This window comes from Kitasatospora sp. NPDC087271, from assembly GCF_044744605.1.
In the GTDB taxonomy this organism is placed as follows: domain Bacteria; phylum Actinomycetota; class Actinomycetes; order Streptomycetales; family Streptomycetaceae; genus Kitasatospora.
This window is the reverse complement of the sequence record NZ_JBIUYQ010000009.1, coordinates 184,220-208,212: the sequence shown is the minus strand read 5'-3', so window position 1 is coordinate 208,212 and position 23,993 is coordinate 184,220. Positions and strand designations below refer to the sequence as shown.

Annotated in this window: 22 protein-coding genes; 6 read left to right on the top strand and 16 right to left on the bottom strand. The window is 72.4% G+C overall.

The annotated features are described in order from the left end of the window. Positions 1-353: 353 nt before the first annotated feature. From ACIO9K_RS18080 to ACIO9K_RS18055, 6 genes are all read right to left on the bottom strand, one after another. A complete protein-coding gene (locus tag ACIO9K_RS18080) occupies positions 354-1,517 on the bottom strand; it encodes a protein-L-isoaspartate O-methyltransferase (RefSeq protein ID WP_400330933.1) in 1,164 nt (387 codons plus the stop codon). A 331-nt stretch (positions 1,518-1,848) separates the two neighbouring features. Beyond that, positions 1,849-2,103, bottom strand: a complete 255-nt coding sequence (locus ACIO9K_RS18075) for a hypothetical protein (RefSeq protein WP_363620583.1) — start codon at positions 2,101-2,103, stop codon at positions 1,849-1,851. A gap of 455 nt (positions 2,104-2,558) precedes the next feature. Further along, a complete protein-coding gene (gene leuD / locus ACIO9K_RS18070) occupies positions 2,559-3,239 on the bottom strand; it encodes a 3-isopropylmalate dehydratase small subunit (protein ID WP_400330930.1) in 681 nt (226 codons plus the stop codon). Then, a complete protein-coding gene (locus ACIO9K_RS18065) occupies positions 3,236-4,717 on the bottom strand; it encodes a 3-isopropylmalate dehydratase large subunit (RefSeq protein WP_400330927.1) in 1,482 nt (493 codons plus the stop codon). The genes leuD and ACIO9K_RS18065 overlap by 4 nt, the downstream gene beginning before the upstream one ends. Before the next feature lie 49 nt (positions 4,718-4,766). Beyond that, positions 4,767-5,669, bottom strand: coding sequence for an oxaloacetate decarboxylase (locus ACIO9K_RS18060; RefSeq protein WP_363620589.1), 903 nt, complete (start codon positions 5,667-5,669; stop codon positions 4,767-4,769). 115 nt (positions 5,670-5,784) lie between these two features. Continuing rightward, a complete protein-coding gene (locus ACIO9K_RS18055; protein WP_363620591.1) occupies positions 5,785-6,228 on the bottom strand; it encodes a MarR family transcriptional regulator in 444 nt (147 codons plus the stop codon). A gap of 402 nt (positions 6,229-6,630) precedes the next feature. On the opposite strand from ACIO9K_RS18055, the gene ACIO9K_RS18050 reads away from it, so the two are divergent. Next, entirely contained in the window at positions 6,631-7,836 is a 1,206-nt protein-coding gene (locus ACIO9K_RS18050) for a serine hydrolase domain-containing protein (RefSeq protein ID WP_400330922.1), read from the top strand. A gap of 102 nt (positions 7,837-7,938) precedes the next feature. On the opposite strand, the gene ACIO9K_RS18045 is transcribed toward ACIO9K_RS18050, so the two are convergent. Genes ACIO9K_RS18045 through ACIO9K_RS18030 form a run of 4 tightly spaced genes read right to left on the bottom strand, consistent with a single transcriptional unit; the run spans position 7,939 to position 11,411 of the window. After that, positions 7,939-9,135 carry an ABC transporter permease gene (locus ACIO9K_RS18045; RefSeq protein ID WP_363620596.1) on the bottom strand — a complete coding sequence of 399 codons (1,197 nt, stop codon included), beginning with the start codon at positions 9,133-9,135 and terminating at the stop codon, positions 7,939-7,941. Further along, positions 9,132-9,842, bottom strand: a complete 711-nt coding sequence (locus tag ACIO9K_RS18040) for an ABC transporter ATP-binding protein (RefSeq protein ID WP_363620598.1) — start codon at positions 9,840-9,842, stop codon at positions 9,132-9,134. Before ACIO9K_RS18040 ends, ACIO9K_RS18045 begins: the two co-directional genes overlap by 4 nt. Then, positions 9,839-10,930 (bottom strand): peptidoglycan-binding protein, encoded by a 1,092-nt coding sequence (locus ACIO9K_RS18035; RefSeq protein ID WP_363620600.1) that lies wholly within the window; start codon positions 10,928-10,930, stop codon positions 9,839-9,841. Before ACIO9K_RS18035 ends, ACIO9K_RS18040 begins: the two co-directional genes overlap by 4 nt. After that, positions 10,920-11,411 carry a hypothetical protein gene (locus ACIO9K_RS18030; protein WP_363620601.1) on the bottom strand — a complete coding sequence of 164 codons (492 nt, stop codon included), beginning with the start codon at positions 11,409-11,411 and terminating at the stop codon, positions 10,920-10,922. The genes ACIO9K_RS18035 and ACIO9K_RS18030 overlap by 11 nt, the downstream gene beginning before the upstream one ends. A gap of 187 nt (positions 11,412-11,598) precedes the next feature. Here ACIO9K_RS18030 and ACIO9K_RS18025 point away from each other — a divergent pair, with 187 nt between their 5' ends. From ACIO9K_RS18025 to ACIO9K_RS18005, 5 genes are all read left to right on the top strand, one after another. After that, positions 11,599-12,264, top strand: coding sequence for a response regulator transcription factor (locus tag ACIO9K_RS18025; RefSeq protein WP_363620603.1), 666 nt, complete (start codon positions 11,599-11,601; stop codon positions 12,262-12,264). Positions 12,265-12,353: 89 nt separating this feature from the next. Further along, positions 12,354-13,526 carry a sensor histidine kinase gene (locus ACIO9K_RS18020; protein WP_400331087.1) on the top strand — a complete coding sequence of 391 codons (1,173 nt, stop codon included), beginning with the start codon at positions 12,354-12,356 and terminating at the stop codon, positions 13,524-13,526. A 269-nt stretch (positions 13,527-13,795) separates the two neighbouring features. Then, positions 13,796-14,491: a response regulator gene (locus ACIO9K_RS18015; RefSeq protein WP_400330916.1), complete on the top strand. Its 696-nt coding sequence runs from the start codon at positions 13,796-13,798 to the stop codon at positions 14,489-14,491. Further along, the gene (locus ACIO9K_RS18010) at positions 14,488-16,080 is read left to right on the top strand and encodes a sensor histidine kinase (RefSeq protein ID WP_400330913.1); all 1,593 of its coding nucleotides are present in this window, start codon (positions 14,488-14,490) and stop codon (positions 16,078-16,080) included. Before ACIO9K_RS18015 ends, ACIO9K_RS18010 begins: the two co-directional genes overlap by 4 nt. Further along, complete coding sequence (locus ACIO9K_RS18005) at positions 16,077-16,562, top strand: GerMN domain-containing protein (RefSeq protein WP_400330910.1); 486 nt, start codon at positions 16,077-16,079, stop codon at positions 16,560-16,562. Before ACIO9K_RS18010 ends, ACIO9K_RS18005 begins: the two co-directional genes overlap by 4 nt. Before the next feature lie 206 nt (positions 16,563-16,768). On the opposite strand, the gene ACIO9K_RS18000 is transcribed toward ACIO9K_RS18005, so the two are convergent. The 6 genes from ACIO9K_RS18000 to ACIO9K_RS17975 form a co-directional block, all read right to left on the bottom strand. Next, complete coding sequence (locus tag ACIO9K_RS18000; RefSeq protein WP_400331084.1) at positions 16,769-18,049, bottom strand: acyltransferase family protein; 1,281 nt, start codon at positions 18,047-18,049, stop codon at positions 16,769-16,771. Between the two features lie 13 nt (positions 18,050-18,062). Next, positions 18,063-18,920, bottom strand: coding sequence for an SGNH/GDSL hydrolase family protein (locus ACIO9K_RS17995; protein WP_400330907.1), 858 nt, complete (start codon positions 18,918-18,920; stop codon positions 18,063-18,065). A 355-nt stretch (positions 18,921-19,275) separates the two neighbouring features. After that, a complete protein-coding gene (locus ACIO9K_RS17990) occupies positions 19,276-19,650 on the bottom strand; it encodes a transglycosylase SLT domain-containing protein (protein ID WP_363587236.1) in 375 nt (124 codons plus the stop codon). A gap of 774 nt (positions 19,651-20,424) precedes the next feature. Next, positions 20,425-20,916: a signal peptide protein gene (locus tag ACIO9K_RS17985; RefSeq protein ID WP_400330903.1), complete on the bottom strand. Its 492-nt coding sequence runs from the start codon at positions 20,914-20,916 to the stop codon at positions 20,425-20,427. 593 nt (positions 20,917-21,509) lie between these two features. Continuing rightward, complete coding sequence (locus ACIO9K_RS17980) at positions 21,510-22,430, bottom strand: recombinase family protein (protein ID WP_400330901.1); 921 nt, start codon at positions 22,428-22,430, stop codon at positions 21,510-21,512. Positions 22,431-22,822: 392 nt separating this feature from the next. Beyond that, positions 22,823-23,941, bottom strand: coding sequence for an FAD-dependent oxidoreductase (locus ACIO9K_RS17975; RefSeq protein WP_400330898.1), 1,119 nt, complete (start codon positions 23,939-23,941; stop codon positions 22,823-22,825). Positions 23,942-23,993: the final 52 nt, after the last annotated feature.

Below are 23,993 nucleotides of genomic sequence, written 5' to 3'. Positions count from 1 at the left end.
CCGCTCCTGGGCACGCCGGCCTCCGGACATCCCACCCGCAGGAGGCGGGCCGACACCGCCACGTCCAGATCGCGTGGTGCCGGTCCGGCCCGAGTGGGTGTGTCGGCGAGGCGGTCGAGTAGCCGGTGCATGGCCGCCTGGCCGTCCTCGACGGCTGCCTGCTCGTCGTCGGCCAGCGGGATGGACACGATCATCTTCCGCAAGTCGCCTTTGGCTTGCAGGAGTTGAGATCGCGTGGATTCCTTTGGGCTGTCCACGGGGAACGGAGGCCGTCGCCCGGGGGGACACCGGACGCGCCGTCGCCGAGCAGGCGCTCGGAGCGCTGCGACGGTGTCCCCGCCGCGCCGCCCCGGTCAGCGTCCGGCCGGGGCTGCCTGCACGATGGGCCAGCGGGGGCCGCCCGGGCCGCCCTGCCATGCCCACTGCTCCTCAGGGGTGACGGTGATCCCGTAGTCGTAGCGGTCCGGCCGGCCGAGTTCCTCCCACCGGGTCCAGGCGGCGACCACCTCGTCCCCGAGACGGCGCGGTCCGCCCTGAAGAAGCAGCGGCGCCTCGCCGTCGCCGCGCGCGGTCACCGTCGCCCACGAGCGGGTGCCGTCGTGGATCCAGGCGTTGAGGCCGTCGTCGTCCCGGGCGGTGAGCACCACAGCGTCCGGCACGGCCACCCGCAGGGCGAACCGCAGGTCCCAGTCGTCCAGCAGTTGCGAGTCACGGTCCAGCGTCTGGCGGGTCTCGGGCTCGGTACCGCCGCGCACCTGCGCGAAGGCGGCGCTGCCGGTGCTCGGCTGTGCCGGGCCGTGCCGGTCGCCCATGAACTGGGCCAAGCCCTGGACCCATCCTGTGGCGGACCGTCCGTCGTCGGCCACGGTCAGGGCAACGTGGCCCAGCCGCCCCCAGGGATAGACGATCCGTCCGCCCGGCCGTACCGCCGCCACCCAGGACCAGGGGACGGTCTCCACGGCGTAGGTGGCGTGGAGCCGGTCGACCGGGACGCCGCCGGGCGGGCCGCTGCGGGTGCCGTTGCCCAGGGTGACCTCGGCGTCGAGTCCGGCGGCCGCGAGGCGGGCGCGCGCGGATTCGGCCAGGTGCCCGTCCACCTCGGTGGTCACGACCAGGCCGGGCCCGGCCCGCCAGGCGGCCAGCGCCGCCGTCCAGCCCTGGCCGGTGCCGACGTCCCACACCCGGTGCCCCGGTTCCACCCTGAGGCTGTCCAGCATGTCCGCCACCACCGAGGGCGCGGACAGCGACGAGGACGGCCGGCCGCCGTCGAGCTGGGTGACGGCCGCGGAGTAGACGCCGGAGTACAGCTCGGCCGCCCAGCCGTCCGGATCCGCCGAGCGGTCGAGCGGCACGTAGGCCCGGTTGTCCCACCGCCACAGCCGGTCCGGCGCGAACGCGTCGCGCGGCAGCGCGGTGAAGGCGCCACGCAGCCACGGCGAAGCGGCCGGCCACGCCCCGCACCGCTCCATCTCCGCGTCCAGGCGCGCCCGGCGCCCGGCCAAGTCCTCGTCAGCCACGGTTCTTACTTACGGTGCTTGCCGTCGGACGGCGGAGCCGGAGGGACCTCGCCGTCGGCGTTGTTGGGAGGCGGCGTGCCCTTCTGAGGATCCGGTGGCGGCTTCTCGTGCTCACCCATCGTCACTTCCCCTTCGGTCGTGTGCCGGACACGGTCGGCCGCCCATCCTCGCGCACCTCCGCGCCACGCGGTAGACGGCGTGCAGGAGCGCCCACGGGGCGCGCACGAGAGCGTCCGCCGCGCCGAGCGGGTCTTGGGTTCCAGCGGTCGTTGCAACACCTTTGGGGTCTTGCGTTGCGACGGGGTCTGGATCCCACCTCGGAAAAGTGGGGTCAGATCAGGGGTTCAGGCGCGGATTTCGCGAAGTGGCTCGTGAGGCCGTTACGGTCCGTCGCCGGTCCGAGCTTGACTGAGACCTGCGGCGGGCGGCTCACGGCGAGATCATGCTCGGCATGACGACTTGAAGAGCACCCGCCGGGCGGCAGCACTGGCGCAAGGTCATCACCGGGTGGGCCGCTTTCGACGACGAACGCCGGATCTGCGCAGCCTGCGGAGCGCCGGTCCGCGCGTACCAGTACCGCTTCCATCCGCCCGAGTCCTCCATGTTCGAGCGCTGCATCGGATTCGCTTGGTGTTCCGGCTGCAGGGTCTACTCCGGCAACGTGGTGCACGTTCCACGGAAGCAAGTGCTGGCCGACGCACTCGCTTCTCTTCCCCAGGAGCAACGGGAACGGCTTCTTCGTTCGGAAACGCGACTGATCGAGTTCCTGGACCGTCAGGCCCGGGTCGGCAAAGGGTAGTCGGTCAGGGGATCGCCGCCGTGTGGGGGCGTCGGCCGGCGGCGATCAGGAGAAGTCGCTTGCGGAGCAGGGGTGGCTTCGCTCGGCCGAACATGCCGCGCTTGAGGCGTTTCGGTGCGCGGCTGCCGCGCACCGGCGCACGGACGCCGAGCCGCCCGGCGCTCGGCGCCCGCCTCGGCGAACCCGCCCGCAGGCGTCACGACCGGCCGCCGTACTCCCCCGCCGCTGCCGGGCCCTTGGGATCAGTCAGCTGGGCACCGGCCCGCCTGCGGGCGGGGCGGAGGGGCCGGGTAGTTCCAGGGGCGGTGGCGGCGGTCCCGGGTGCGGAAGCGGGTGATCGTCTCGCGCAGGAGGAGGGTCTCGCCGATGGGGTCCAGGCCGTTGAGGAGCTGTTGGCGGGAGCGTTCGTCGATGGTGAAACCGGTGGTGAAGGTGGGCTGGGGGCCGGTTGCGGTGGTGAGTCGGCAGGTGTCCAGGTCGATGCGCAGGCGCGCGCTCGCCGCGGGGGCGAAGGCCGCCTCGACGAGTTGCCGGTGTTCGGCGGGCGGCAGGGACAGTGGCAGCAGGCCGTTGCGCAGGCAGTTGGTCTCGAAGATCGAGCCGAAGGAGGGGGCTATGACGGCGCGGATGCCGAAGTCCCGCAGGGCCCAGACCGCGGTCTCGCGCGAGCTGCCGCAGCCGAAGTTCGGGCCGGTGACCAGGATGACGGCGTCGCGGTAGGGGGTCTGGTCGAGGACGAAGCCGGGGCGCTGTGCGCCGTCCTCGTCGAAGCGCAGGCCGGCGAACAGGGCTGCCTCGTAGCCGTACTTGGACAGCGTCGCGGAGCGGAACCGGGAGGGTGCGATGGCGTCGGTGTCGATGTCGGCGTGCAGCAGGGGTGCCGCGATGCCGGTCAGCGTGTGGAAGGGCTGCACGGTGGTCACCGCTCCCGGGGGTCGGCGAGGCGGCCGGCGAGCGCGGAGGCGGCGACGGTCGCGGGGCTGGCGAGGTGGGTGCGCACGCCGGGGCCCTGGCGGTTCTCGAAGTTGCGGTTGGTGGAGCTGATGACGCGGGCGCCGTCCGGGAAGCGGTCACCGCCGGCGTGGAAGCACAGGCCGCAGCCGGATTCGCGCCACTGGAAGCCCGCGTCGGTGAACACCCGGTCCAGGCCTTCGGCCTCGGCGGCGCGGCGCACCGCGGTGGAGCCGGGCACGCAGACGGCGGTGACCCCTTCGGCGACCCGGTGGCCGCGCAGGACGGCGGCGGCGGCGCGCAGGTCGTCGAGCCGTGCGTTGGTGCACGAGCCGAGGTAGGCCGCGTCGATGGCGACGGAGGTGAGCGCGGTGCCGGGTCGCAGGTCCATGTAGTCCAGGGCGCGGCGGGCGGCCTGGGGGTCGGCCAGTTCGTCGGGGTGGGGGACGGTCCCGTCGATTCCGGTGGCGTGCTGCGGGCTGGTGCCCCAGGTGACCTGGGGGCCGAGGCCGTCGACCTGGAGGGTGGTGGTCCGGTCGTAGCGGGCCGCGGGGTCGCTGCGCAGGTCGAGCCAGGCGCGGGCGGCCTGGTCCCAGGCCGGTCCGGCGGGTGCGTGGGGGCGGCCCCTGAGGTAGGCGAGGAGCTTGTCGTCGGGTGCGACGATGCCGGTGCGGGCGCCGGCCTCCACGGCCATGTTGCACAGCGTCATGCGAGCCTCGACGGAGAGGGCGCTGATCGCGGGGCCGGCGAACTCGACGGCGTGGCCCGCCGCGCCGCCCGCGCCGATGTTCGCGATCAGGGCCAGGACGAGGTCCTTGGCGGTGACGTGTTCGCCCGGTGTCCCCTCGAATCGGGCGAGCATTGCCGCGGGGCGGCGCACCGCGAGGGTCTGGGTGGCCAGGGCGTGTTCGCACTCGGTGACGCCTACGCCCCAGGCGAGGGCGCCGATACCGCCGAGGGTGGGGGTGTGGCTGTCGGCACAGATCATGGTGGTGCCGGGTAGGGCGATGCCCTGTTCGGGGAAGACGACGTGGGAGATGCCTTGGCGCGGGTCACCGATGTCGAACAGGGTCACCCCCTGGTGGCGGGCCTCCGCGCGGAAGGCGTCGATGTACATCGCGCCGCCGGGCACGGGTGTGGCGTCGGTGCGGCCGGGGCGGGTGTCGACGACGTGGTCCATGGTGCCGAAGACCAGGGAGCGGTCGAACAGTTGCCGCCCCTCGTCGCGTACGGCGCGCAGGGCGAGCCCGCCGCTGCGGTCGTGCAGGAGGATCCGGTCGATGTGCAGCAGGCAGATGACGTCGTCGAGTTCGGCGACGACGTGCTGGTCCCAGATCTTGGCGATGACGGACCGGCGACGGTCGGTGTCGGTGGCGGTGGCGGAGGCGGTGTCGGTGGCGGTGTCGGTGGCGGTGTCGGTGGCGGTGTGGTTGTGGATTTCGGTGGTCATGGTGCGGTCCTCCTTCGGTGGCGGGAGGTGCGGGTGGGCGAGGCAGGGGTCATCGTCGGGCGGTGGTGGGCGCCGTGCCGGTCAGGGGGCGCAGGTAGCGCTCCTCCAGTTCCTCCACCTCGCGCATGCCCATCAGGTCGTGGGCCTCGCGGAAGGGGACGAGCAGGTCGCCGAGGTCGGCGGTGCCGTCGTCCTCGCGGATCCGCCGCAGCGCGGTGCGCATGCCACCCATGGCGGCCAGCAGGAGCACGGCGGGCAGGCTGACCCGGGCGACGCCCAGCTCCTGCAGTTCGGTGAAGGTGAGGCGCTGTGGGGACTTGCCGCCCTCGATCACGTTGACGGCCACGGGCCCGCGGATGCCGCGGACCGCCGCGCGGATCTCCTCGCGGCTGGTGACGCCCTCGACGAAGACCATGGTGGCGCCGGCCGCCAGGTAGGCGTTGCCGCGCCGGATCACTCCCGCCATGCCCTCCAGGGCCAGTGCGTCGGTGCGGGCGTTGACGACGAAGTCGGGGTCGTGGCGGGCGTCGGCGGCTGCCCGGATCTTGGCGGTGGCCTCGTCGAGATCGACGAGCCGTTTGCCGTCCAGGTGCCCGCACCGCTTGGGCACCACCTGGTCCTCCAGGTTGACGCCCGCGGCACCGGCGCGCTCGAACGCCCGGACCGTGTAGTGGGTGTTGACCGCGTTGCCGAAGCCGGTGTCGCCGTCGCCCATGACCGGGACGGAGACGGCGTCCACGATGCGTGCGGTGCAGGCGGCCATGTCGTCCATGGAGACCATGGAGTAGTCCGGGCGCCCGAGGTGGACTCCGCAGATGCCCGCGCCCGTGCACTGGAGGGCGGTGAAGCCGGCCTGCTCGGCGAGTTTGGCGCTGACCGGGTCGAAGGCTCCTGGCATCACCAGCAGTTCGCGGGACAGGATGAGTTCCTTGAGTTTCGCGGCACGGCTCATGGTCGTTCGTCCTCCTTGATTCGTTCTCGTCGGCCGCAGCCGGGCCCGGGGCCGGGCCGCCGGCCGGAATCGGTTCGCTCCGGGACGCGCTGAACGGACGTCAGGGGGCGAGGCGTCACTCGACCAGTCGCTCCAGCAGGGTGAGCGCCTCGATGATGGACCGGCGCTCGGCGGCGGTGTAGCGCTCCTGGAGCGCGCCGGCCAGCCACTCCTCCCGGGTGTGCCGGCTGCCCTTCAGTTGCTCCAGCCCTTGCGGGCTCAGCGAGATGACCTGGCGGCGTCCGTCCGAAGGATCCGGCCGGCGCTCGATCAGGCCGCGTTCGGCGAGCGCGGCGATCGTGTTGGTCATCGACTGTGAACGGACCCGCTCGGCGGCGGCCAGATCACCGACCGTCGTCGGTCCGTCCGCGAGCCGGCTGAAGACCGAGGTCTGCGACGGGGTGAGCCCGTGCGAATCCTCGCTCTCCTTGAGGCGTCGGCGCAGACGGTTGAGGAGGACCCGCAGGTCGCGGGCCGCCCGGACTGCCGAATCGGTGGCGCTCGCGGCGTTCTGTTCCATGCCGTCCACGCTAAAGTTGGCAGCCTGGACTGTCAAGTATGAACTACGTAGTTTTAGCTACTGAATTGAGGCGAGCTGGCCCTCGGATTCGCGGCGACCGAGGACGGCCCGCGCGTGGCAGCGAGGGCTGCCGCGACCGCCGGGTCGGTGACCGCGGCGGCGCGCACGGGCTCGACTTCCGCGTCGGTGGGCGGGAGGTCAACCGCGGCCGCTCCGGCGGCGGGCCGATCTTTGCAATGGAAGTGCCGAGGTGTTGCATTCACAAGCAGTCACATTGCAAGGAAATCTGCCCACTGACCTGCTGTGATGCACAACTGGCCGTGGGGTTGATGTTGACGGTGTCGTGAATTCGAGGGAGCGTTCTCTCCGTCAACGGGAAACACCGCCGAAGGGGAACACGCCATGAGGACCACCGCCCGCGCCGCCGTCACCGCCCTGCTCACCGGGGCCGTGCTCGCCGCCGCCACCACCACCGCCGCACCGGTGTTCGCCGACCAGGCCGCCGGGCAGGCCGGGCAGCGGGACCGCCACCAGGGCGTGCAGGCCGTGCTCGAGCAGGGCGTGACGACCGGTGGGCTCCCCGGCGCGGTCGCCGAGGTGCGGGACGGGCGCCACCGCTGGTTCGGCGACGCGGGCGTCGCCGACATCACCACCGGGCGGCCCCGCCAGGAGCAGGACCGGTTCCGGATCGGCAGCACCACCAAGACCTTCGTCTCCACCGTCGTGCTCCAGCTCGCCGCCGAGGGCCGGCTGAGCCTGGACGACAGCGTGGAGCACTGGCTGCCCGGCGTCCTCGACGCCCCCGGCTACCAGCCCGACCGGATCACCGTCCGGCAGCTGCTCAACCACACCAGCGGGGTCCCCAACTTCGCCATGGACGACGAGATCGGGAAGGAGTTCTGGCACGAGCCCTTCCTGCAGCACCGCTTCGACGACTTCACCCCCGAGCGGCTCGTCGGCATCGCCCGCGCCCACCGACCCGACTTCGCCCCCGGCACCGGCTGGACGTACTCCGACACCAACTACGTCCTCGCCGGGATGATCGTCGAACGGGCCTCCGGCAGCACCCTGGCCCAGCAGATCCGGCAGCGCATCACCGCCCCGCTCGACCTCACCAGCACCTACGAGCCCGCCTCCGACGACGTCACCATCCACGGACCGCACGGGCGGGCGTACTCCCACCTCGGGTACACCGACCCGAACACTCCGGACCACGACGTGACCGAGCTGAGCCCGTCCTGGGGCTGGGCGTCCGGCGACATGATCTCCACCACCCGCGACCTCAACACCTTCTTCGCCGCCCTGCTGGGCGGACGACTGCTGCCGCCGGCCCAGCAGCAGGAGATGTTCACGATGGTCCCGACGCCGGCGGACAAGTGGATCAAGGACGCCGCCTACGGCCTGGGCGTCAGCTCCGTCAACCTGCCCTGCACCACCGTCTGGGGCATGGGCGGTGCCATCAACGGCTCGTGGACCTACACCTACGGCAGCCGGGACGGCCGCCACCTGTTCTCCACCAACGTCAACGGGGACTGGCTGAACGGCGGCAGCGGGCCGATCGACCTGTTCACCGACGAGCTGAAGGCGGAGTTCTGCCCGGGCTCCTGATCCGCCGGCCGGCCAGGTCCGGTCGATCTTGCCGGGCCCGGGGCGCCCCCAGCCTTCGGCCGGGGCGCCGCGGGCTGATCCGCCGAGATCGACCGGCCAGGACTAGCCGGCGTGGAGGGCGAGGGTCGGGGAGAGTCGGGAGGCCCGGACGGCCGGGTAGAGGCCTGCGACCGTACCGATGAGCAAGGTGGCGGCGAAGCCCCCGGTGACGGCCCACAAGGGGATCACCCAGGGCAGGCCGCCCGAGGCGGCGAAGGCGTAGGTGGCGGCCGCGCCCAGGGCCACGCCGGCCAGCCCGCCCAGTCCGGAGAGCAGGAGGGACTCCGTCACGAACTGGAGACGGATCTGGCCCCTGGTGGCGCCCAGGGAGCGGCGCAGTCCGATCTCGTGGCGCCTCTCCAGCACTGAGATGATCATCGTGTTGGCGACCCCGACGCCGCCGACCAGGAGTGCCACCCCGCCCAGTCCGAGCAGGAGGTCGGTGAACGCCCCCTCGGTGGCGGCCTTGGCCTGGAGTGCCGCGGAGGGGTCGGTGACCTGCACGTTGTGCGGGTTCTGCGGGTCGACGGTGCGTGGGATCAGCGCGCGGACGGCGCCGACCGTCTGGTCCGTCGACCGTTCGTAGATCTGGGTCGGGTGGCCGTCGAAGCCCAGCAGCGCGCCGGCGCCGTCCCAGCCGACCAGGGCGGCCCGTTCGATCTCGGGAGCCAGCGGCAGCGGGTCGAGGATGCCGATGACGGTGAAGTACTGGCCGCCGATGTGGACCTGCTGGCCGGGGGCGGCGATGCCCAGGCGCCGGGCCGCGACGTGTCCGAGAACCGTCGACGGGTAGCGCCCGTTGGCCTCGTTGAGCCAGGTGCCCGAGCCGACCGCGCCGCGCACGACGTCCAGCAGTCCTTCGGTGGCGGCCTTCACGGTGATGCCGCCGGTTTCGTCGTTGGGGATCTTCTCACTGCGTCTGACGGACTGCGCCAGGTCCCCGGTCGCGCCGACCTGCTCGACCCCGGGGACGCGGCTCAGCATGCCGATCGACTCCTCGGGCAGCTTCACCTTCTCGCCGAACAGCCCCTGCCCAGGGGATGCCACCAGCAGGTTGGTGCCCAACTGGTCGAGCTGCCTGAGGAGTTGGGCCTTACTGGAGGAGGAGATGCCGACCACCGCGATCATGGTGGCGATGCCGATGGCGATGCCCAGCGCGGACAGCACCACCCGCAGCGGCCGGGTGCGCAGGCCGGCCGAGCCGACGTGGAGGACGTCGCGGGGGCCGAGCCGGGCCGGGGAGAGCCGTGTGCGACTCATCGCTCCCCACCCCGATCGGCCGGGTCTGCGGCGCCCGTGCGCAGATCCGCCACGACGCGGCCGTCGCGGATGCGGACCCGGCGTGGCAGGCGCTCGGCGATCTCGCCGTCATGGGTGATCACCGCGATGGTGGCACCCTCGGCGTTGAGGTCGTACAGCAGCTCCATCACCGCTTCGCTAGAGGCGGAGTCCAGCGCGCCGGTCGGCTCGTCGGCCAGCAGCAGGTCCGGTTCGCCGACCACCGCCCGGGCGATGGCCACCCGCTGCCGCTGGCCGCCCGACAGCTCGTGCGGACGGTGGTGCATCCGGTCCGCGAGCCCGACCCGCTCCAGGGCCAGGGCCGCGCGCCTGCGGCGCTGGGCGCGCGGCAGGCCCGAGTAGAGCAGGCCCTCGGCGACGTTGTCCCGGGCGCTGACCCCGGCCACCAGGTGGAAGGACTGGAAGACGAAGCCGATGTGCCGGGCGCGCAGGGCGGACAGCCTGCGGTCGGAGAGGGCGGCGACGTCGTGGCCCGCCAGGGTGACGGATCCGGCGCTGGGCCGGTCCAGGGTGCCGACGATGTGCAGCAGGGTGGACTTGCCCGACCCCGAAGGGCCGACGATGGCGAGCAGTTCGCCGCGTCCGATGCGCAGGTCCACTCCGTGCAGCGCCGTAACCCCGCCCGGATACTCCTTGGTGACCTGGTTCAACTCGACCACCGCGCTCATGACTTGGGCACCCCGACCTTCATCCCCTCGGTCAGCTCGGTCCCGCCGACCTCGACCCGGCCCTGTCCGAACATGCCGAGCTGGACCGGGACTTCGCGCACCTTCCCGTTCTCCACGACCTGGACGCCGAAGCCCCCGCCGGACAGCGCGAGCAGTGCGTTGACCGGTACGGTCAGCACGTCCTTGTGGACCTCGCCTTCGAGCTCGACGGTGACGGGCGCCTGGTCGAAGCCCTCCGCCTGCCCCGGGTCGTCGAAGACCACCCGGGCGGTGATCTTGGCGGGCTTGTCCGGGGAGCCCTGCTCCTTGCCGTCCTCGCCGATGGTGCGGTCCACGGAGGCGACCTTGCCCTTGGCCCTGCCGCCGCCGGGCAGGTCGACCTCGACCCGGGTGCCGGGCTTGGCGAGGTCGGCCCGGGAGACCTCGATCTTGATCTGCACCTGCCGTTCGGAACCGGTGGCGGTGAGGACCGGCTTGCCGGGAGCTGCCTGGTCGCCGACGGCCGCGTCGTTCTTCTTGATCCGCACCGGAGCGGGCGAGAAGACGATCTGCTCGGGGCCGATCTCGCCGGTCTGGGCCAGGCCGTGGGCCTTCTGCCAGCGCTTGACCGCTTCCGCCGTACCGGCGGTGAACTTCTCGTCCGCGGCCAGCCCCTTGCCGTAGCCCAGGTCGCGGAGGTTCTCCTTCAGCTGTCTGACGTCCGGCCCCTCGTCGCCGGCCTTCAGCGTCCGGTACATCGGGCGCTCGCCGACCATGAGCCGGACCTTCCGGCCGTCGACCTCGTAGAGAACCCCGTCGCGTTTCACCACCGCGCCGGCCTCCGGGAGCCAGGTGAGGGTGCCCGGCACACCGGCGTTGATCCGGCGCTCCTCGGCGTAACCGAGGACCCCGTCCACCCTGGTCCGACTGCTCAGGTCCTGCCGCTCCACCGAGCCCGTGCTCGGCGGCAGCCCGTCCGTGCGGTCCACGCCGGCGTTGCCGCCGCCTCCGGTCTGCGAGAGGGCCGTGACCCCGCCCGCCAGCGTGACCGAGGTGGCCAACACGGCGATCAGGTACGTCCGGCGGCTGCGCCCGCGCTCACTGCGCATTCTGACCACTGCACGCCTTGTTCGCCTGGTCGAACCTGTCCTTCTCGGCGCCCTCCGGGATCTTCATCGCCGATCCCGACATCGCCGAGTCGCCGTCGAACTTCGGGTCCGGCATGTCCACACCGTTACCGCGCATGCACCGGGCGAATTCGAGGGCCTTGTCCTTGTCGGCCTGGGACATCTTCGCGCCACCCGCGCCACCGACTCCCCCGCAGGCCTTGAGGGCTTCCGCCATCTTGTCCTGGCCGCCCTCCAGGACCATGGCCCGCGGGTCCTGGCCCGGCTCGGGCTCCTTCACCTGGGCGCCGTGTTCGCGCAGACACTTACGGTGCTCGTAGGCCTGGTCCGCCGCCGCGCCCTTGCCCGACGAGTCCGAGCCGCCGCCCCCGCCGGAGCCCGTGGCGCCTCCGCCGCAGGCCGTGGCGAACAGCGCGATCCCCGCCACCAGCGCGGCCGCCGCGCCGTACCTGTGGTTCCGCATGTGGTTCCGCATGGAATTCCTCCGTGTCCGATGACCAGTGGCCGATGACGAGTGGCCGATGACCAGTGGCCGATGACCAGTGGCCGACCACTCCGGCCACGCAGAGGCTGGCACGCACCCGCATTTCGCCGCTGTCAGCCGAGACCTTTACGGCGACGAAAGGTGGGTCTCAGGTACACCTGGTGTCATGCGTGTACTGATCGTGGAGGACGAGGAATTCCTGGCGGACATGATCGCCGAGGGATTGCGGCGCGACGCCCTGGCCGTCGACGTCGTGTACAACGGCGCCGACGCGCTGGAGCGGCTGAGGCTCACCGACTACGCCGTGCTCGTGCTCGACCGCGACCTGCCCGGGGCGCACGGCGACGAGGTGTGCCAGAGCGTCGTCGAGCAGCGGCTGCTGACCCGGGTGCTGATGCTCACCGCCTCCGGTACCGTCCGCGACCGCGTCGACGGCCTGGACCTGGGCGCGGACGACTACCTCACCAAGCCGTTCGCCTACGAGGAACTGCTGGCCCGGGTCCTGGCGCTCGGCCGCCGCACCCACCCCGCCCTTCCGCCGGTCATCGAACGTGCGGGCATCACCCTCGACACCGCTCGCCGCCAGGCCTTCCGGGAGGGCCGCTACCTCGCCCTGTCCCGCAAGGAGTTCGGCGTCCTGGAGGTGCTGATGCAGGCCGAGGGCGCCGTGGTCTGCGGCGAGGACCTGATCGAGCAGGTGTGGGAGCGGAACATGGGATACCGCACCAACGCGGTCCGGGTCGTCCTCAGCAAACTCCGCGCCAAGCTCGGCGAGCCCTCGGTCATCGACACCGTGCCCGGCCACGGCTACCGCATCGGCGTCCCGGCATGAGGCGCTTCGCCGCGGTCGGCCTGAACCGGCCTCCGCTGCCCGGCCGACCTCGCCCGCGGCTGCCGGGCGGGGAGCGGGGCCGGCTGACCATGCTCTACGGCGGGCTGCTCGTCCTCGCCGGGGCCATGCTCATCTTCCTGGTCAACTTCCTGGTCCGGGAGGGCCTGTACACCTCGATCAGCACGGCCGTCGCCGTCGAACCGCGACTGGCCACACTGGCGACCCCTGACCCCGCCGCGGCGAAATCCCTCACGATGGGAACCGCTTCACCCGCGAACGCTCCACCCGGAACCGCCCCCGCCGACAGCGGACAGTCCCACTTCCAGGCCGTCAAGGTCGTCACCCAGGCCGCCGAGCAGGCAGCCCAGAACCAGCTGCTGACCGTCTCCCTGATCGCTCTGGCCGCCTTCGCCGTCATCTCGGTGGCGCTCGCCTGGTGGATGTCGGGGCGGGTGCTGCGCCCGGTGGCGGTGATCACCAACACGGCGCGGCGGCTCTCGGGTGAGAACCTGCACGAGCGGATCGCCCTCGACGCACCCCCGGGCGAGCTCAAACAGCTCGCCGACACCTTCGACGCCATGCTCGACCGCATGGAACAACTGGTGGGTGCGCAGCAGCGGTTCGCGGCCAACGCCGCGCACGAACTGCGGACTCCGCTCGCGGTGCAGCGGGCCGCGGCCGAAATCGGGCTGGCCACCGAGGATCCGGCCGCCGTCGCCCGGGTCCGCCGCAAACTGATCGAGGTCTCCGAGAGCAGCGAACGGCTCATCGAGGGCATGCTGTTGCTGTCCGTCTCCGACCAGAGGCTGGACCGGCGCGAACCGGTCGCACTGGACGAGCTGGCCCGCGCGGTGGCCGCCGAGTGCGACGCCTCGCAGGAAGCCCGGGAGAACCGCGTCACCGTCCGGACCGACACCGCCCCCGTGTCCGTCGAGGGTGATCCGGTGCTGCTGGCACACCTGGTGCGCAACCTGGTCGGCAACGCCCTGCGCTACAACCACGACGGCGGCCGGGTCGAGGTCGGCGTGCACGACGGTGTCCTGGAGGTCGCCAACACCGGCCCCCAGGTGCCGCCGGAGACCGTCCCCTATCTCTTCGAGCCCTTTCGCCGCCTCCGGGAGCGTCGGCACAGCCCGGGTGAGGGCGCGGGCCTGGGCCTGTCCATCGTCGCCTCCATCGCGCGCGCCCATCACGCCGTCGTCACCGCCGTCCCCGGCGGCACGGGCGGACTGCGGGTCCGGGTCGAGTTCCCCACGGCCTGATCCGGCGGCCCGGGGGGCCGGGCGCGGAGCAGCAGATCCGCAGGGCGGGGGCACTGCTCGGGGAAGCTGAAGGTGTAGCCGTTGGACGTGGGGTTCCTCACGCGTTGGCGGGGGTGGCGACTGTTCGGCGGCGTCGGCCACGGCGACGGAACCACCGTCCGTCGCGCGGTTTCCGGGCCTGTGAGCTGCGTATGAGCGTTTCGCAACAACCTCGCCGATCCCTGCTCCACGGCCCCCTGCGCAGGTCGGAGGGCCGGATACTGGTGGATATGTCACGGGTACTGCTGATCGAGGACGACGTGTCGGTGCGCGAGGCACTGGCCCTGGGCCTGCGCCGCCAGGGCCACGAGGTGCGGATGGCCGCCACCGGCGAGGACGGCCTGGAGCAGGTGTTCCGGGAGCCTCCGGAGATCGTGGTGCTGGATCTGATGCTGCCCGGGATCGACGGCTTCGAGGTGTGCCGGCGGCTGCGCGCGCACGGGAGTGTCCCGGTGATCATGCTGACCGCGCGAGGGGACGACATCGACACCGTCCTCGGCCTGGAGTACGGGGCCGACGACTACGTGGTCAAGCCCGCGCAGTCCAGGGTCCTCGACGCCCGGATCAAGGCCGTCCTGCGCCGCACCACCAACGTGTCCCCCGCACCCGGGGTCGCCGAGCCGGTGCGGGAGGTGCACGGCGACCTGGTGCTGGACCGGGCCGCGCTGACCGTCGCCAAACGCGGCACCCCGCTGCCCCTGACACCCGGCGAGCTGCGCCTGCTGCTGGAGTTGTCCGCCGCGCCGGGCCGGGTCTTCAGCCGGGAGCAGTTGCTGGACTCCGTCTGGGGCCTGGGCCGCCAGGAGGACATCCGCCTGGTCGACGCCGGGGTGAACCGGCTGCGCGCGAAGCTGGAGGACGACCCGTCCGCGCCCCGCTACCTCCAGACCGTGCGCGGTTTCGGCTACCGATTCGGACCCCTGTGACCACCCCGCCGCACACACCGGAGCACCCCTCGGCCGAAACCCGGACGCGCGATGCCGCGAACGGCACCGCCCGTGCCGACGGCCGGCCGGACCGCGCCGACGCCTCCCGCTTCCTCCGGTGGCGCCGGGCCGTCCTGGGGCTGCGTCCGCGGATGCTCGCCGCGTTCGTCGCCACCGCCGCCGTCAGCGCCCTGGCCACCTCCGCACTCACCTACCAGGCCGCCACCGGCTCCACCCTCGACCTGACCCAGGACACCGCCCTGGACGAGCTGCGCCGCCGCGTCGACGTCCTGGCCCCCGCCCTGCCCTTCCCCCCGACCCAGGCCGAACTCGACCGCCTGTCCCTCCGGCTCTCGGGCACCGGCGGCTTCCGCGACTGGCACGTCCTGGCCCGCTACGGCGCCGCCCACTCCGAGTGGACCGCCGCCGTCACCATCCCGGCCGCCCTCCAGGACACCGTCGGCTCGGGCCACGGCGCCTTCCAGCGATTCACCGCCGACGGGCACTCCTGGCTCGCGGTCGGCATCCCCGTCACCCACACCACCCGCACCACCGCCGGCCCCGCCGGCCCCGCCGCAAGAGCCGGCGACCTGTCCGGGCTGACCGTCTACGCCCTCCTGCCCCTGGACCGCGAACAGGAGGCCACCAGCACCCTGCTGGCCGCCGCCACCGGCGCCGGCGTGTTCGCCGCCGTACTGGCCGCCGGCCTCGCCCTGCTCGCCACCCGCCAGGTCCTGCGCCCCGTCCGCGCCCTGGGCGACGCCGCCCAGGCCCTCGCCCAGGGACGGCTCGACACCCGCCTCGCCGTCTCCGGTCACGACGAACTCGCCCAGCTGTCCAAGACGTTCAACCACACCGCCCGCACCCTCCAGGGCACCATCGAGGAGCTTCGGGCGGTCGAGAGCCAGGGCCGCCGGTTCGCCGCCGACGTCTCCCACGAACTGCGCACCCCGCTGGCCGCCATGGCCGCCGTCACCGACATCCTCGACGAGGACGCCGAACACCTGCCCGCCGACACCGCGACCGCCCTGCGCATGATCAGCAACGAGACCGGCCGCCTCACCCGCCTGGTCAACGACCTCATCGAGATCTCCCGCATGGACGCCGGCGCCGCCCCGCTGCGCACCGAGGACGTGGACGCCGCGGAAGCCGTACGCGCCACCCTCGACCTGCGCGGCTGGAGCGACCGGATCGAGCTGGACCTGCCCGCCGCCCTGCCCGTCCGCCTCGACGCGCGCCGCTTCGACGTCATCGTCGCCAATCTGGCCGGCAACGCCCTGCGCCACGGCCGCCCGCCCGTACGCCTCACCCTCACCACCCGTGACCCGCGGCCGGGATCCGACCTGGTGCTGACCGTGACCGACCAGGGCCCGGGCATCCCGCCCGCCGAACTCCCGCACCTGTTCGACCGCTTCTACAAGGCCGACAGGGCCCGCACCCGATCCGAGGGCAGCGGGCTCGGCCTGGCCATCGCCCAGGAGAACGCCCTCCTGCACGGCGGCTTCATCGAGGCCGCCAACGCGCCCGGCAGCGGCGCGGTGTTCACCCTCGTCCTGCCCCGCGGACCCCTGACGAAGGACGCCCCATGACCATCCGCCTCCGCTCGATCGCCGCAGCGGCGCTGCTCCTCACGGCCTGCGGCTGCGCGATCCCCGACACGGCGGGCGCGGTGAAGTCGGGCAAGGCCGCCACCGGGATCGAGTCCGGCACCCGGCTGTACTTCCTCAGCCCCCAGGGAATCCGCCTGACGATCAGGCCGGGCACCGAACGCGAAGGCCTCCAGCAGACCCTGGACACCCTCATGGCAGGCCCCACCCGGACGGAGCAGCACGCCGGTCTCGGCACCGCCCTGCCCGCCTCCGGCAAGGTCACCGCCGCCGGCGAGGACGGCACCGTCACCCTGCGCCTGTCCTGGCCGACCTCCGCGCTGAGCCCCTACGCCATCCAGCAGCTGGTCTGCACCGCCGAGGACGCCCCCGCGACCACCGCGACCGCCCCCCGGATCGCCGTGGTCAGCAGCGACGCCCCCGGACCGGTCTTCGCGCAGTGCGACCTCCACCACACCGGCTGAGTCCGGCGGAACCCGACCCGGAAGGTGGCACGAGGACTCGCCACGCGCCTCGGTGAGGACGCCCGCCCGCCCGGGCCCAGCGGAGCCGGATCACCGGCACCGACTGCCTACCTGCCTGCCCGCCCGCCCGCCCGCGACGGTCTGGGACAGGTCCCGAAGCCCGGCCCGAACGCACGCAGGCACAGCGCGGATCCGGCCACCGCGCCTCAGGGAAGGGACAGTTGGGTGACGTCCACGACGGCACCCGGCGCCGTCGGCGCGATCAGCGGCAGCACCAGCCACAGCGCGGCGAGCGCGCCCACGGTGCTCACGGCCGCCAGGACCCCGGGGCGGCCGCGGGCCCAGCGGACCCGGTGGCGGACGGGGTCCTCCAGCAGTGCCTTCGACCCGGCCGCGACCGCCACCGCCAGCCCACCCAGCCACAACATCCGGGCCCAGCCCTCCAGGTGGGGACCAGCGTGGTCCAGGAGCAGGATCAGCGGCCAGTGCCACAGGTACAGGCCGTACGAGAGCCCGCCCAGTACCGTCAGCGGGCGCCAGCTCAGCACCCTGCCCAGCGGGGACGCCGGGACGTGCGCGAGCAGGGCGATCAGCGCGGCCGCCGCCGCCGAGTGCAGCAGCAACCCGCCGCGGAACAGGACGAGCTGCCCCGTCCCCGAGGCCAGCGCCCACCCGGCGGCCAGCAGGCCCGCCGGGATCAGCGCCAGCCGGCCCGCGGCGGGCCCCGGCAACCGCGCCACCCGCAGCCGCACCGCCGGAGTGGCCGCGAGCGCGCCGAGCAGCAGGGCGAACACCCGGGTGTCGGTGCCCTCGTAGACCCGGGTGGTGTCCATCGGGTCGACGAGCAGCGCCATCAGCGCCGCGGACACCAGCGCACCGACCAGCGCCACGCCGGCCACCGCGCCGGCACCCGCGGTCCGGCGCGGCCGCAGCAGAAGCAGCACCAGCGGTGGCCACAGCAGGTAGAACTGCTCCTCCACCGCGATGCTCCACAGGTGGGTGAACACCCGGGTCGGGTTCGCCTGGAAGTAACCGACCTGCGCGTCGACGAAATGCCAGTTCGCGAGGTTGGCCACCACCCAGGGGGCGTCCTGGTGCGCGAAGCGGGCCATGGCCGCCGTGCCCAGCACGGAGGCCAGCACCAGCGCCGAGCCCAAGGCCAGGGCCAGGGCGGGCATCAGCCGCCTGGCCCGGCGGCCCCAGAAGGCCGCCAGGTCGATCCGGCCGCCGTTCTCCCCGGCCTCCCGCAGCAACAGCCCCGTGATGAGGAAACCGGAGAGCACGAAGAACAGGTCGACCCCCAGGAACCCGCCGGGGAAGTCCCCGAGGTGGAACAGGAAGACCCCGAGGACGGCCAGCCCGCGCAGGCCGTCCAGGGCCGGGACATGGGAGCGGCGGGAGCCGGAGCGCGCGGCGGTCCCCGGGCCCGGCCGGCGGCGGGACACGCGCGCGTTCCACCGCCGGGCCGCCGGCGAGGCGGTCTTCATCTCGGACACCGGCTCAGGCGCAGTTCAGCTGGGCGAACACATCCGACTTGGTCCAGTCGCCGTTGGCCCAGCTCTTGGGATCGGCGGGCGAGAACCCGGCCAGCTTGCCCACCTCGGTGGTGAACCACTGCGCGAACTTCGCCGTGCCCTGCTGGCAGGAGTGCGTCCCGTCGTTCGAACGCTGCGCCTGCGGGGCCTTGAAGTCGGTGCCCCACAAGGCGGAGGCGTCGAGGAAGAAGGCATCGCCGGGGTGCGCGGCGACGGCCGCCTTCGCCGCCCCCGGAGCGGACTCGATGTCGGCCCTGTGCGGGGCGTAGAAGTCGTCGCCCGTGTCGAACGGCGGAGTGGTGACGATCACCAGACGGGCACCCGCGGCCTTGACCGTGTCGATCAGCTTCTCGTACGCCTGCTGCTGCGCCTGCGGGCCGCCCCAGTCGTAGGTGGTGATCTGGTAGGCCACCAGCTCGGGGCGGACCGACGCGAGCCGGGAGGCGACGTCGCCGCTGGACATCGCCACCGGTCCGACCGCTGCGCCGCCGCCGTCGGCGGCGACGGAGGTGAGCTCGATGCCGGTGGACTTGAGCGCGGCGGCCAGCGGCAGGGCCTCCCCGACGGCGATGGAGTCCCCCATCCACAGGATCCTTGAGGGCTTCTTCAACCCTCCGGCGCCGGGCACCGACGACGACCGCTCCGCGCCGGCCCCGGCCTTCGCCGGCCCCGGGCCACCCCCGTCCTCGGCCGGGGAGCTTCCGCAGGAGGTCAGGGCGAGGGCGGCGGCGAGGACGGCCGCGCAGAGGACGCCACCCCGGCGCAGGCCGCGGCCAACGGCGTGGGTGTCGTGGTCATGGGACGTTCGGTGTTCGTAGGTCATGCGGAAGAAGCTAGGAGACCTCTTTTCGCGCCGTTTGACCGTTGTGTCACCGCGGTTCGACGGCCTCATGAGCATCCCGTAACCGACGTCCCCGAGGGGCGGGTCCAACGCGTCCACACGGCGTGGCCGGTGCCGATGACGAACACCTCCCGGCAGCCGTCACGGAAGTGGTACGTCGCCGTGCCGCCACGGCAGGCGCCGGCACAGGTGCGGTGCTGCCGATCGTGGTGTTTCGAACGGCCCGGAGACGGCACGAGGGCCTGTGCCCGCACATCTGCGCGGGAACAGGCCCTTCGTGGGTCACTCCGGTTGCCCCTGTCCGGCCCCCGGGGTGAGGGGAAGCCGAGTGGTCGGCTTAGTACCAGTGGTTGGCCTGCCAGAAGTTCCAGGCCGCGTTCGGGCTGCCGTAGCGGGTGTTCATGTAGTCCAGCGACCACTTGATCTGGGTGGACGGGTTGGTCTTCCAGTCCGCGCCGGCCGAGGCCATCTTGGAGGCCGGCAGCGCCTGGCCCAGACCGTACGAGCCCGAGCTCGGGTTGGTCGCCGTGACGTTCCAGCCCGACTCGTGGGAGATGATCTGGCTGAACGAGGCCAGCTGGTCCGCCGGCACGATCTGCGCGGCGATGGCCTGCGGGGAGGCGTCCGCGGCCGAGGCGACGGCGGGGACCACGGCGGCACCCAGGGCGGTCACACCGGCGGCACCGGCAAGAATCACGGCAGTGGTACGCATGCGGAACTTGAAAGCGGGCATAGAGAGCAAGACCTCAATCAGTTGGGCCGGCGTCACTCCCCGCCTCGACCGTGGCCGGACAGGGGCCGAACGGTCGCGGGGTGTGACTCGGCGGTAAGCCGTTCACCGGTGGGACAGGAGCCGGTGTGGCTGGCGATGAATGCCAAGTTGCCAGACCGGATCGGCGCCCGCCAAGACCCCTTCGCTACGATCCGCCGTCGTAGCGAAGCGACCGGCACTGGTTCGAGAGGCGGGCCACCCGGAGCGCGCCGACCCCGCTCCGCCTGCGCAAACACCCCCCAATAACCCGCTAAATAGTTGCAAAATAGTGCAAAACGGACACCACTATCCGTCGTCGTACGCCGCATTCGCATGTGAGCGCACTCACGGCCCCAGCCCCGGCGCCATCACCGACCGGCCCACCGCCACCACGCCGAGTCACCACAGATCGGCCGCCATTGAGACCGCCACCACACCCGGCCGACGCGGGAACGGCACCACAGGGCGTCGCCACAGCTGTCGGCCCCCTGGTCGGCAGGGCGGCGGTCGGGCAGGGCGCGAAGCCGTCACGGAATCCCGGCCGGCCACCGAGACGCCCGTCCCGCCCGGCATACCCCGCTCCGAAGACGCCCCGGCGTCGTTCGTGGCCGGGTGCGAGTCGCCGGGCATCTCGCATCTCGACGCGGCCTATGCGGCCCATGTCGTTCGTGGCCGGGCATCTCGCATCTCGACGCGGCCTATGCGGCCTATGCGGCCGGCGAAGCCCCGAGGGTTTCAGGCGTACAGCGCGATCCTGGGCTGGACCGTGCCCGGGCCGGCCTTGACGACGGTGAGCCGGTACCGCTGGGTGAGGGTGTGATGGCTGTGGAGGACCAGTTTCGCCCGGGTGAGGTCGGTGTACAGCGTTCCCGTCTGGCTGGCCAGCCGCACGGTCCTCCAGTGGCCGCCGGTCAGGACCTCGAGCTTGATGTCCGTCGGGGCGAGGAAGGGCCCGTTGTCCGGTGACTCGACGAGGATCTGCGGGGCGACGGTCCGGTCCGCCGACGAGTCGTTGCGGTAGGTGACAGTCATCGGGTGCGCCGCGTGGTCGGACGGCAGCGGCCGGTCGGGCAGGCCGACGAACGAGACCGGCGCGACAGCGGCCACCACCTGCGGGGCGAGGGCCCCCGTGGCGAGCGCCGGCGACGGCATCGTGAACGGCGCGGCCAACACGGCGGCGAGGGCGGTCGGGGCCAGAGCCCGGCGGAGGACCTTCCAGGTGGGCATGGCGTCTCCTTCGGTCATCGACGGCGCTCCCGGGAAGTTCACCGGCGGCCGGGCGATCACCCGCCCACCGAGCGCTCCACGGCTGGACGGACTGCCGCCGCCGGGCAGCCCGGACCGTACCCATCCACCCTGCACACCAATGGCCCAACGCGCATCCGCACCGGGCCGGCGGCCCCGCCCAGGGCCCTCCAGGAGCGAGCACTGCAAGCAGGCCAGGTCACAACCTTCGGGCCCCTCACCGGACGGCAAGAAGCACCGGCCACCGCGCGGGTGGCCGGTGCTTCGCCCCGCCGGACCCCGGGTTGCTCCACCAGTGCTCGCGGTGGTCGCAGCGCAGGTCGTACCCCGGCGGGAAGGGCGTCACTGCGGTGCAGGTGACGTGCCCCGGTCACCGGTGACGACGGCACCGCCCGTGGCCCTGTTGAACACGGCCACGGGCCACTGACGGCTGACCCCGTACCACGGCAGATCGCCCTGTCCACGAGTACGGGCGCTCATCCGCAGGTTCACCTCTCCTCACAACAAGGGGTAGCGCCGAGGTAAGCCCAAAAGCCGCCAGTACTTGATCTTGGTGGGTGTGGTGCTCGGTCCGTTCAACGCAGGCTGGCAACCGGGAGCGCGTTGACGCGGTTCTCGTACTCGCGGCGGGCCTTGCGCTGGGCCGGGACCGCCGTGGTGCCGTCGAGGGACTGGCAGCGGTCGAGGAGTTGGCGGTGGACCGCGGGCACGGCAGTGACGCGAAGGGTGTAGCCCTGGCCGCGCCGTACGGTCACGCCCTGGTCGAGCGTGACGCGCACTACGGGCTCCAACTCGGCGGCGCGGAGGAAGTCGGCGACCTTGCCCGGCATGTCGAGGACGACCGGCAGTTCCGGGGCCGGGGCGCCTGGGTCGGCGGGTGTGTACTCGGGCAGGAGGTCCACGACGGCAGTGCGAATGGCGCCGCGGCTGACGTCGTGCTCGCGGGCGAGGGCCGCGATGGACCGGCGTTCCAGGTACGCGGTGCGTACGGCGTCGGTCTTCGCGGCCGGGACGGCGGGGCGGCGCCCGCCCTTGTTGCCCTTCGCCTCGGCGGCCCGCAGCCCGTCGTGGGTCAGTTCGCGCTGAAGGTCGCGCTGGAGTTCGCCGGCGGCGGCGAGGGTCTGCACCATGAATTTCACGGTGGACAGCAGCTCGCCGGTACGCGGGTGGCGGGCGGTGAGGTCCATCGCGGAGAACGCGCCATCGTGGATGCGCAGGGCGAGGCGGTCGCGGTGCAGGACGTCGAGCACGTCGAGGATGTGCCCGGTGCCGCGCACCAGGCGGAACATCTCGGAGATGTGCACAGCGTCGCCTGGCCGCGCGTACGCGAGCAGCTCGCCGAACTTCGGCCGCTCCAGCGGATGAAGGCGGCTGGAGGTCCCGGCCTGTTCCTCGAAGACAACCGGGGCCTCGGTCCCGGCCTCGTCCAGCACCAGGTTCTGGCGGTCGGTCGACTGCTGGTCGGTCGACACCCGCTTGTAGACCAGGTTGGCCATGCTGCTCCCCATTGTGGTGGTCGCATTCGACCCTAGCTGTCAGCAAACCCTGTCATCATCCGTCATCGGATCTGATTGGATCTGCGCCGCCGCCGGGCCCCGGAAAGCCCGGGTTCATTGGACGTCCGCCGCGCCTGTCGCCATTCGATCCTTTGACGACACGGAGGACGGACAGGACGTCCCGGCCGGAGCCCATCACTCTTCGCGCACCTGGTAGTTATGTGTGCGAGGAGGATCGGACCGGATTCGCGGTAGCGGGCTGAGGGCTGCGTCCGGTACAGGCGTCCGTGCGTTCGTCTAACGGTGGTTTTGCCGGAAGGGACCGCGACGGTGCCGTACCTTCCCGTGAAGCCGTGGCGAGCTATTGATACTGGTGCTCTCGCGCTTGGCAGTCAGGATGGCTGGACTTGGTCGAAGAGGGCGAGGGCTTCGGCGGGGTCCGGGCTCACGAGGCGTTCCAGACCGGCCGTCGTGATCTTCGCCCACCTGCCGGCCCGTGCCCACATCTGTTCCTCGAAGGCGCGGACGGCCTCGTCCAGATCTCCAGGGCCGGTGGCGATGGACTCGGCGAGTTCGGCGCCTTCCAGCATCGCGAGGTTCGCGCCCGCCCCCAAGGGGGGCATCAGGTGGGCGGCGTCGCCCAGGAGCGTCACCCCGGGGACGTGGGTCCAGGTGTGGGACACGGGTAGGACGTAGAGGGGGCGGTGGACGAAAGCGGTGCCGTGGCGGAGGAGGTCGAGGACGGGAGCGGCCCAGCCGTCGAACAGGGCCAGCAGGCTCGATCGCACGGCGTCGACGTCGGCCAGGTCCAGGTTCGTGTGCCAGTCCAGCGGCGCGCGGAACTTGGCGTACACCTTGACGTGGCCGCCGCTGTTGCGCTGGGCGACGAGGGAGCGGTTCACGCCGTACGCAGCCACGGAACCGTCGCCGATCAACCGGGCGAGGTCGGGGTGGCGGGTGTCGACGTCGTCGATGGAGGTCTCGACCGAGGTGACGCCGGTGTAGTGCGGCGTCACCGACGAGACTGCCGGACGGATCCGGGACCAGGCGCCGTCCGCGCCGACCACGAGGTCGAACGTCTCCTGCCGCCCGTCCGCGAAATGGACCAGTACGCCATCCCGGGTCCCCGGCACCACCTCCGTCACGCCCCGCCCCCACTGAACGTCCAGAGGCCCGCGCAGCAGGTCACGAAGTTGCCCGCGGTCGATCTCGGGATTGGCCCGGTCATCTGGACGGGGTTGCCAGTCGCGCAGGACGGTCCCGTCCGTGTCCAGGATGCGCATGGCCTGTCCCTCGGGGCGAGACAGCTCCTGAAACTCCGCCAGCAGCCCCGCCTTGTCCAGCGCGAGCTGGCCCAGCCCTTCGTGCAGGTCCAGGGTGCCGCCCGGGGGGCGGGCGTCGGGGGCGGGATCGCGTTCGAGGACGGTGACGGGGTGGCCATGGCGGTGCAGGACGCGGGCGAAGGTAAGGCCGGCGGGGCCGCTCCCGACCACAGCGATACGATGTCTCATATCGATACACTGTATTTGCTCATTACGATGCATCGCAACAGTTCGGAGTGAC

Bases quoted from the DNA above. Each gene is read 5' to 3' on its own strand.
- ACIO9K_RS18075 (WP_363620583.1), bottom strand. From the start codon at position 2,103: ATGGAAGCGGTACTGGTACGCGCGGACCGGCGCTCCGCAGGCTGCGCA.
- ACIO9K_RS18065 (WP_400330927.1), bottom strand. From the start codon at position 4,717: ATGACCACCGAAATCCACAACCACACCGCCACCGACACCGCCACCGAC.
- ACIO9K_RS18060 (WP_363620589.1), bottom strand. From the start codon at position 5,669: ATGAGCCGTGCCGCGAAACTCAAGGAACTCATCCTGTCCCGCGAACTG.
- ACIO9K_RS18055 (WP_363620591.1), bottom strand. From the start codon at position 6,228: ATGGAACAGAACGCCGCGAGCGCCACCGATTCGGCAGTCCGGGCGGCC.
- ACIO9K_RS18050 (WP_400330922.1), top strand. From the start codon at position 6,631: ATGAGGACCACCGCCCGCGCCGCCGTCACCGCCCTGCTCACCGGGGCC.
- ACIO9K_RS18045 (WP_363620596.1), bottom strand. From the start codon at position 9,135: ATGAGTCGCACACGGCTCTCCCCGGCCCGGCTCGGCCCCCGCGACGTC.
- ACIO9K_RS18040 (WP_363620598.1), bottom strand. From the start codon at position 9,842: ATGAGCGCGGTGGTCGAGTTGAACCAGGTCACCAAGGAGTATCCGGGC.
- ACIO9K_RS18035 (WP_363620600.1), bottom strand. From the start codon at position 10,930: ATGCGCAGTGAGCGCGGGCGCAGCCGCCGGACGTACCTGATCGCCGTG.
- ACIO9K_RS18030 (WP_363620601.1), bottom strand. From the start codon at position 11,411: ATGCGGAACCACAGGTACGGCGCGGCGGCCGCGCTGGTGGCGGGGATC.
- ACIO9K_RS18025 (WP_363620603.1), top strand. From the start codon at position 11,599: ATGCGTGTACTGATCGTGGAGGACGAGGAATTCCTGGCGGACATGATC.
- ACIO9K_RS18020 (WP_400331087.1), top strand. From the start codon at position 12,354: ATGCTCTACGGCGGGCTGCTCGTCCTCGCCGGGGCCATGCTCATCTTC.
- ACIO9K_RS18015 (WP_400330916.1), top strand. From the start codon at position 13,796: ATGTCACGGGTACTGCTGATCGAGGACGACGTGTCGGTGCGCGAGGCA.
- ACIO9K_RS18005 (WP_400330910.1), top strand. From the start codon at position 16,077: ATGACCATCCGCCTCCGCTCGATCGCCGCAGCGGCGCTGCTCCTCACG.
- ACIO9K_RS18000 (WP_400331084.1), bottom strand. From the start codon at position 18,049: ATGAAGACCGCCTCGCCGGCGGCCCGGCGGTGGAACGCGCGCGTGTCC.
- ACIO9K_RS17995 (WP_400330907.1), bottom strand. From the start codon at position 18,920: ATGACCTACGAACACCGAACGTCCCATGACCACGACACCCACGCCGTT.
- ACIO9K_RS17990 (WP_363587236.1), bottom strand. From the start codon at position 19,650: ATGCGTACCACTGCCGTGATTCTTGCCGGTGCCGCCGGTGTGACCGCC.
- ACIO9K_RS17985 (WP_400330903.1), bottom strand. From the start codon at position 20,916: ATGCCCACCTGGAAGGTCCTCCGCCGGGCTCTGGCCCCGACCGCCCTC.
- ACIO9K_RS17980 (WP_400330901.1), bottom strand. From the start codon at position 22,430: ATGGCCAACCTGGTCTACAAGCGGGTGTCGACCGACCAGCAGTCGACC.
- ACIO9K_RS17975 (WP_400330898.1), bottom strand. From the start codon at position 23,941: ATGAGACATCGTATCGCTGTGGTCGGGAGCGGCCCCGCCGGCCTTACC.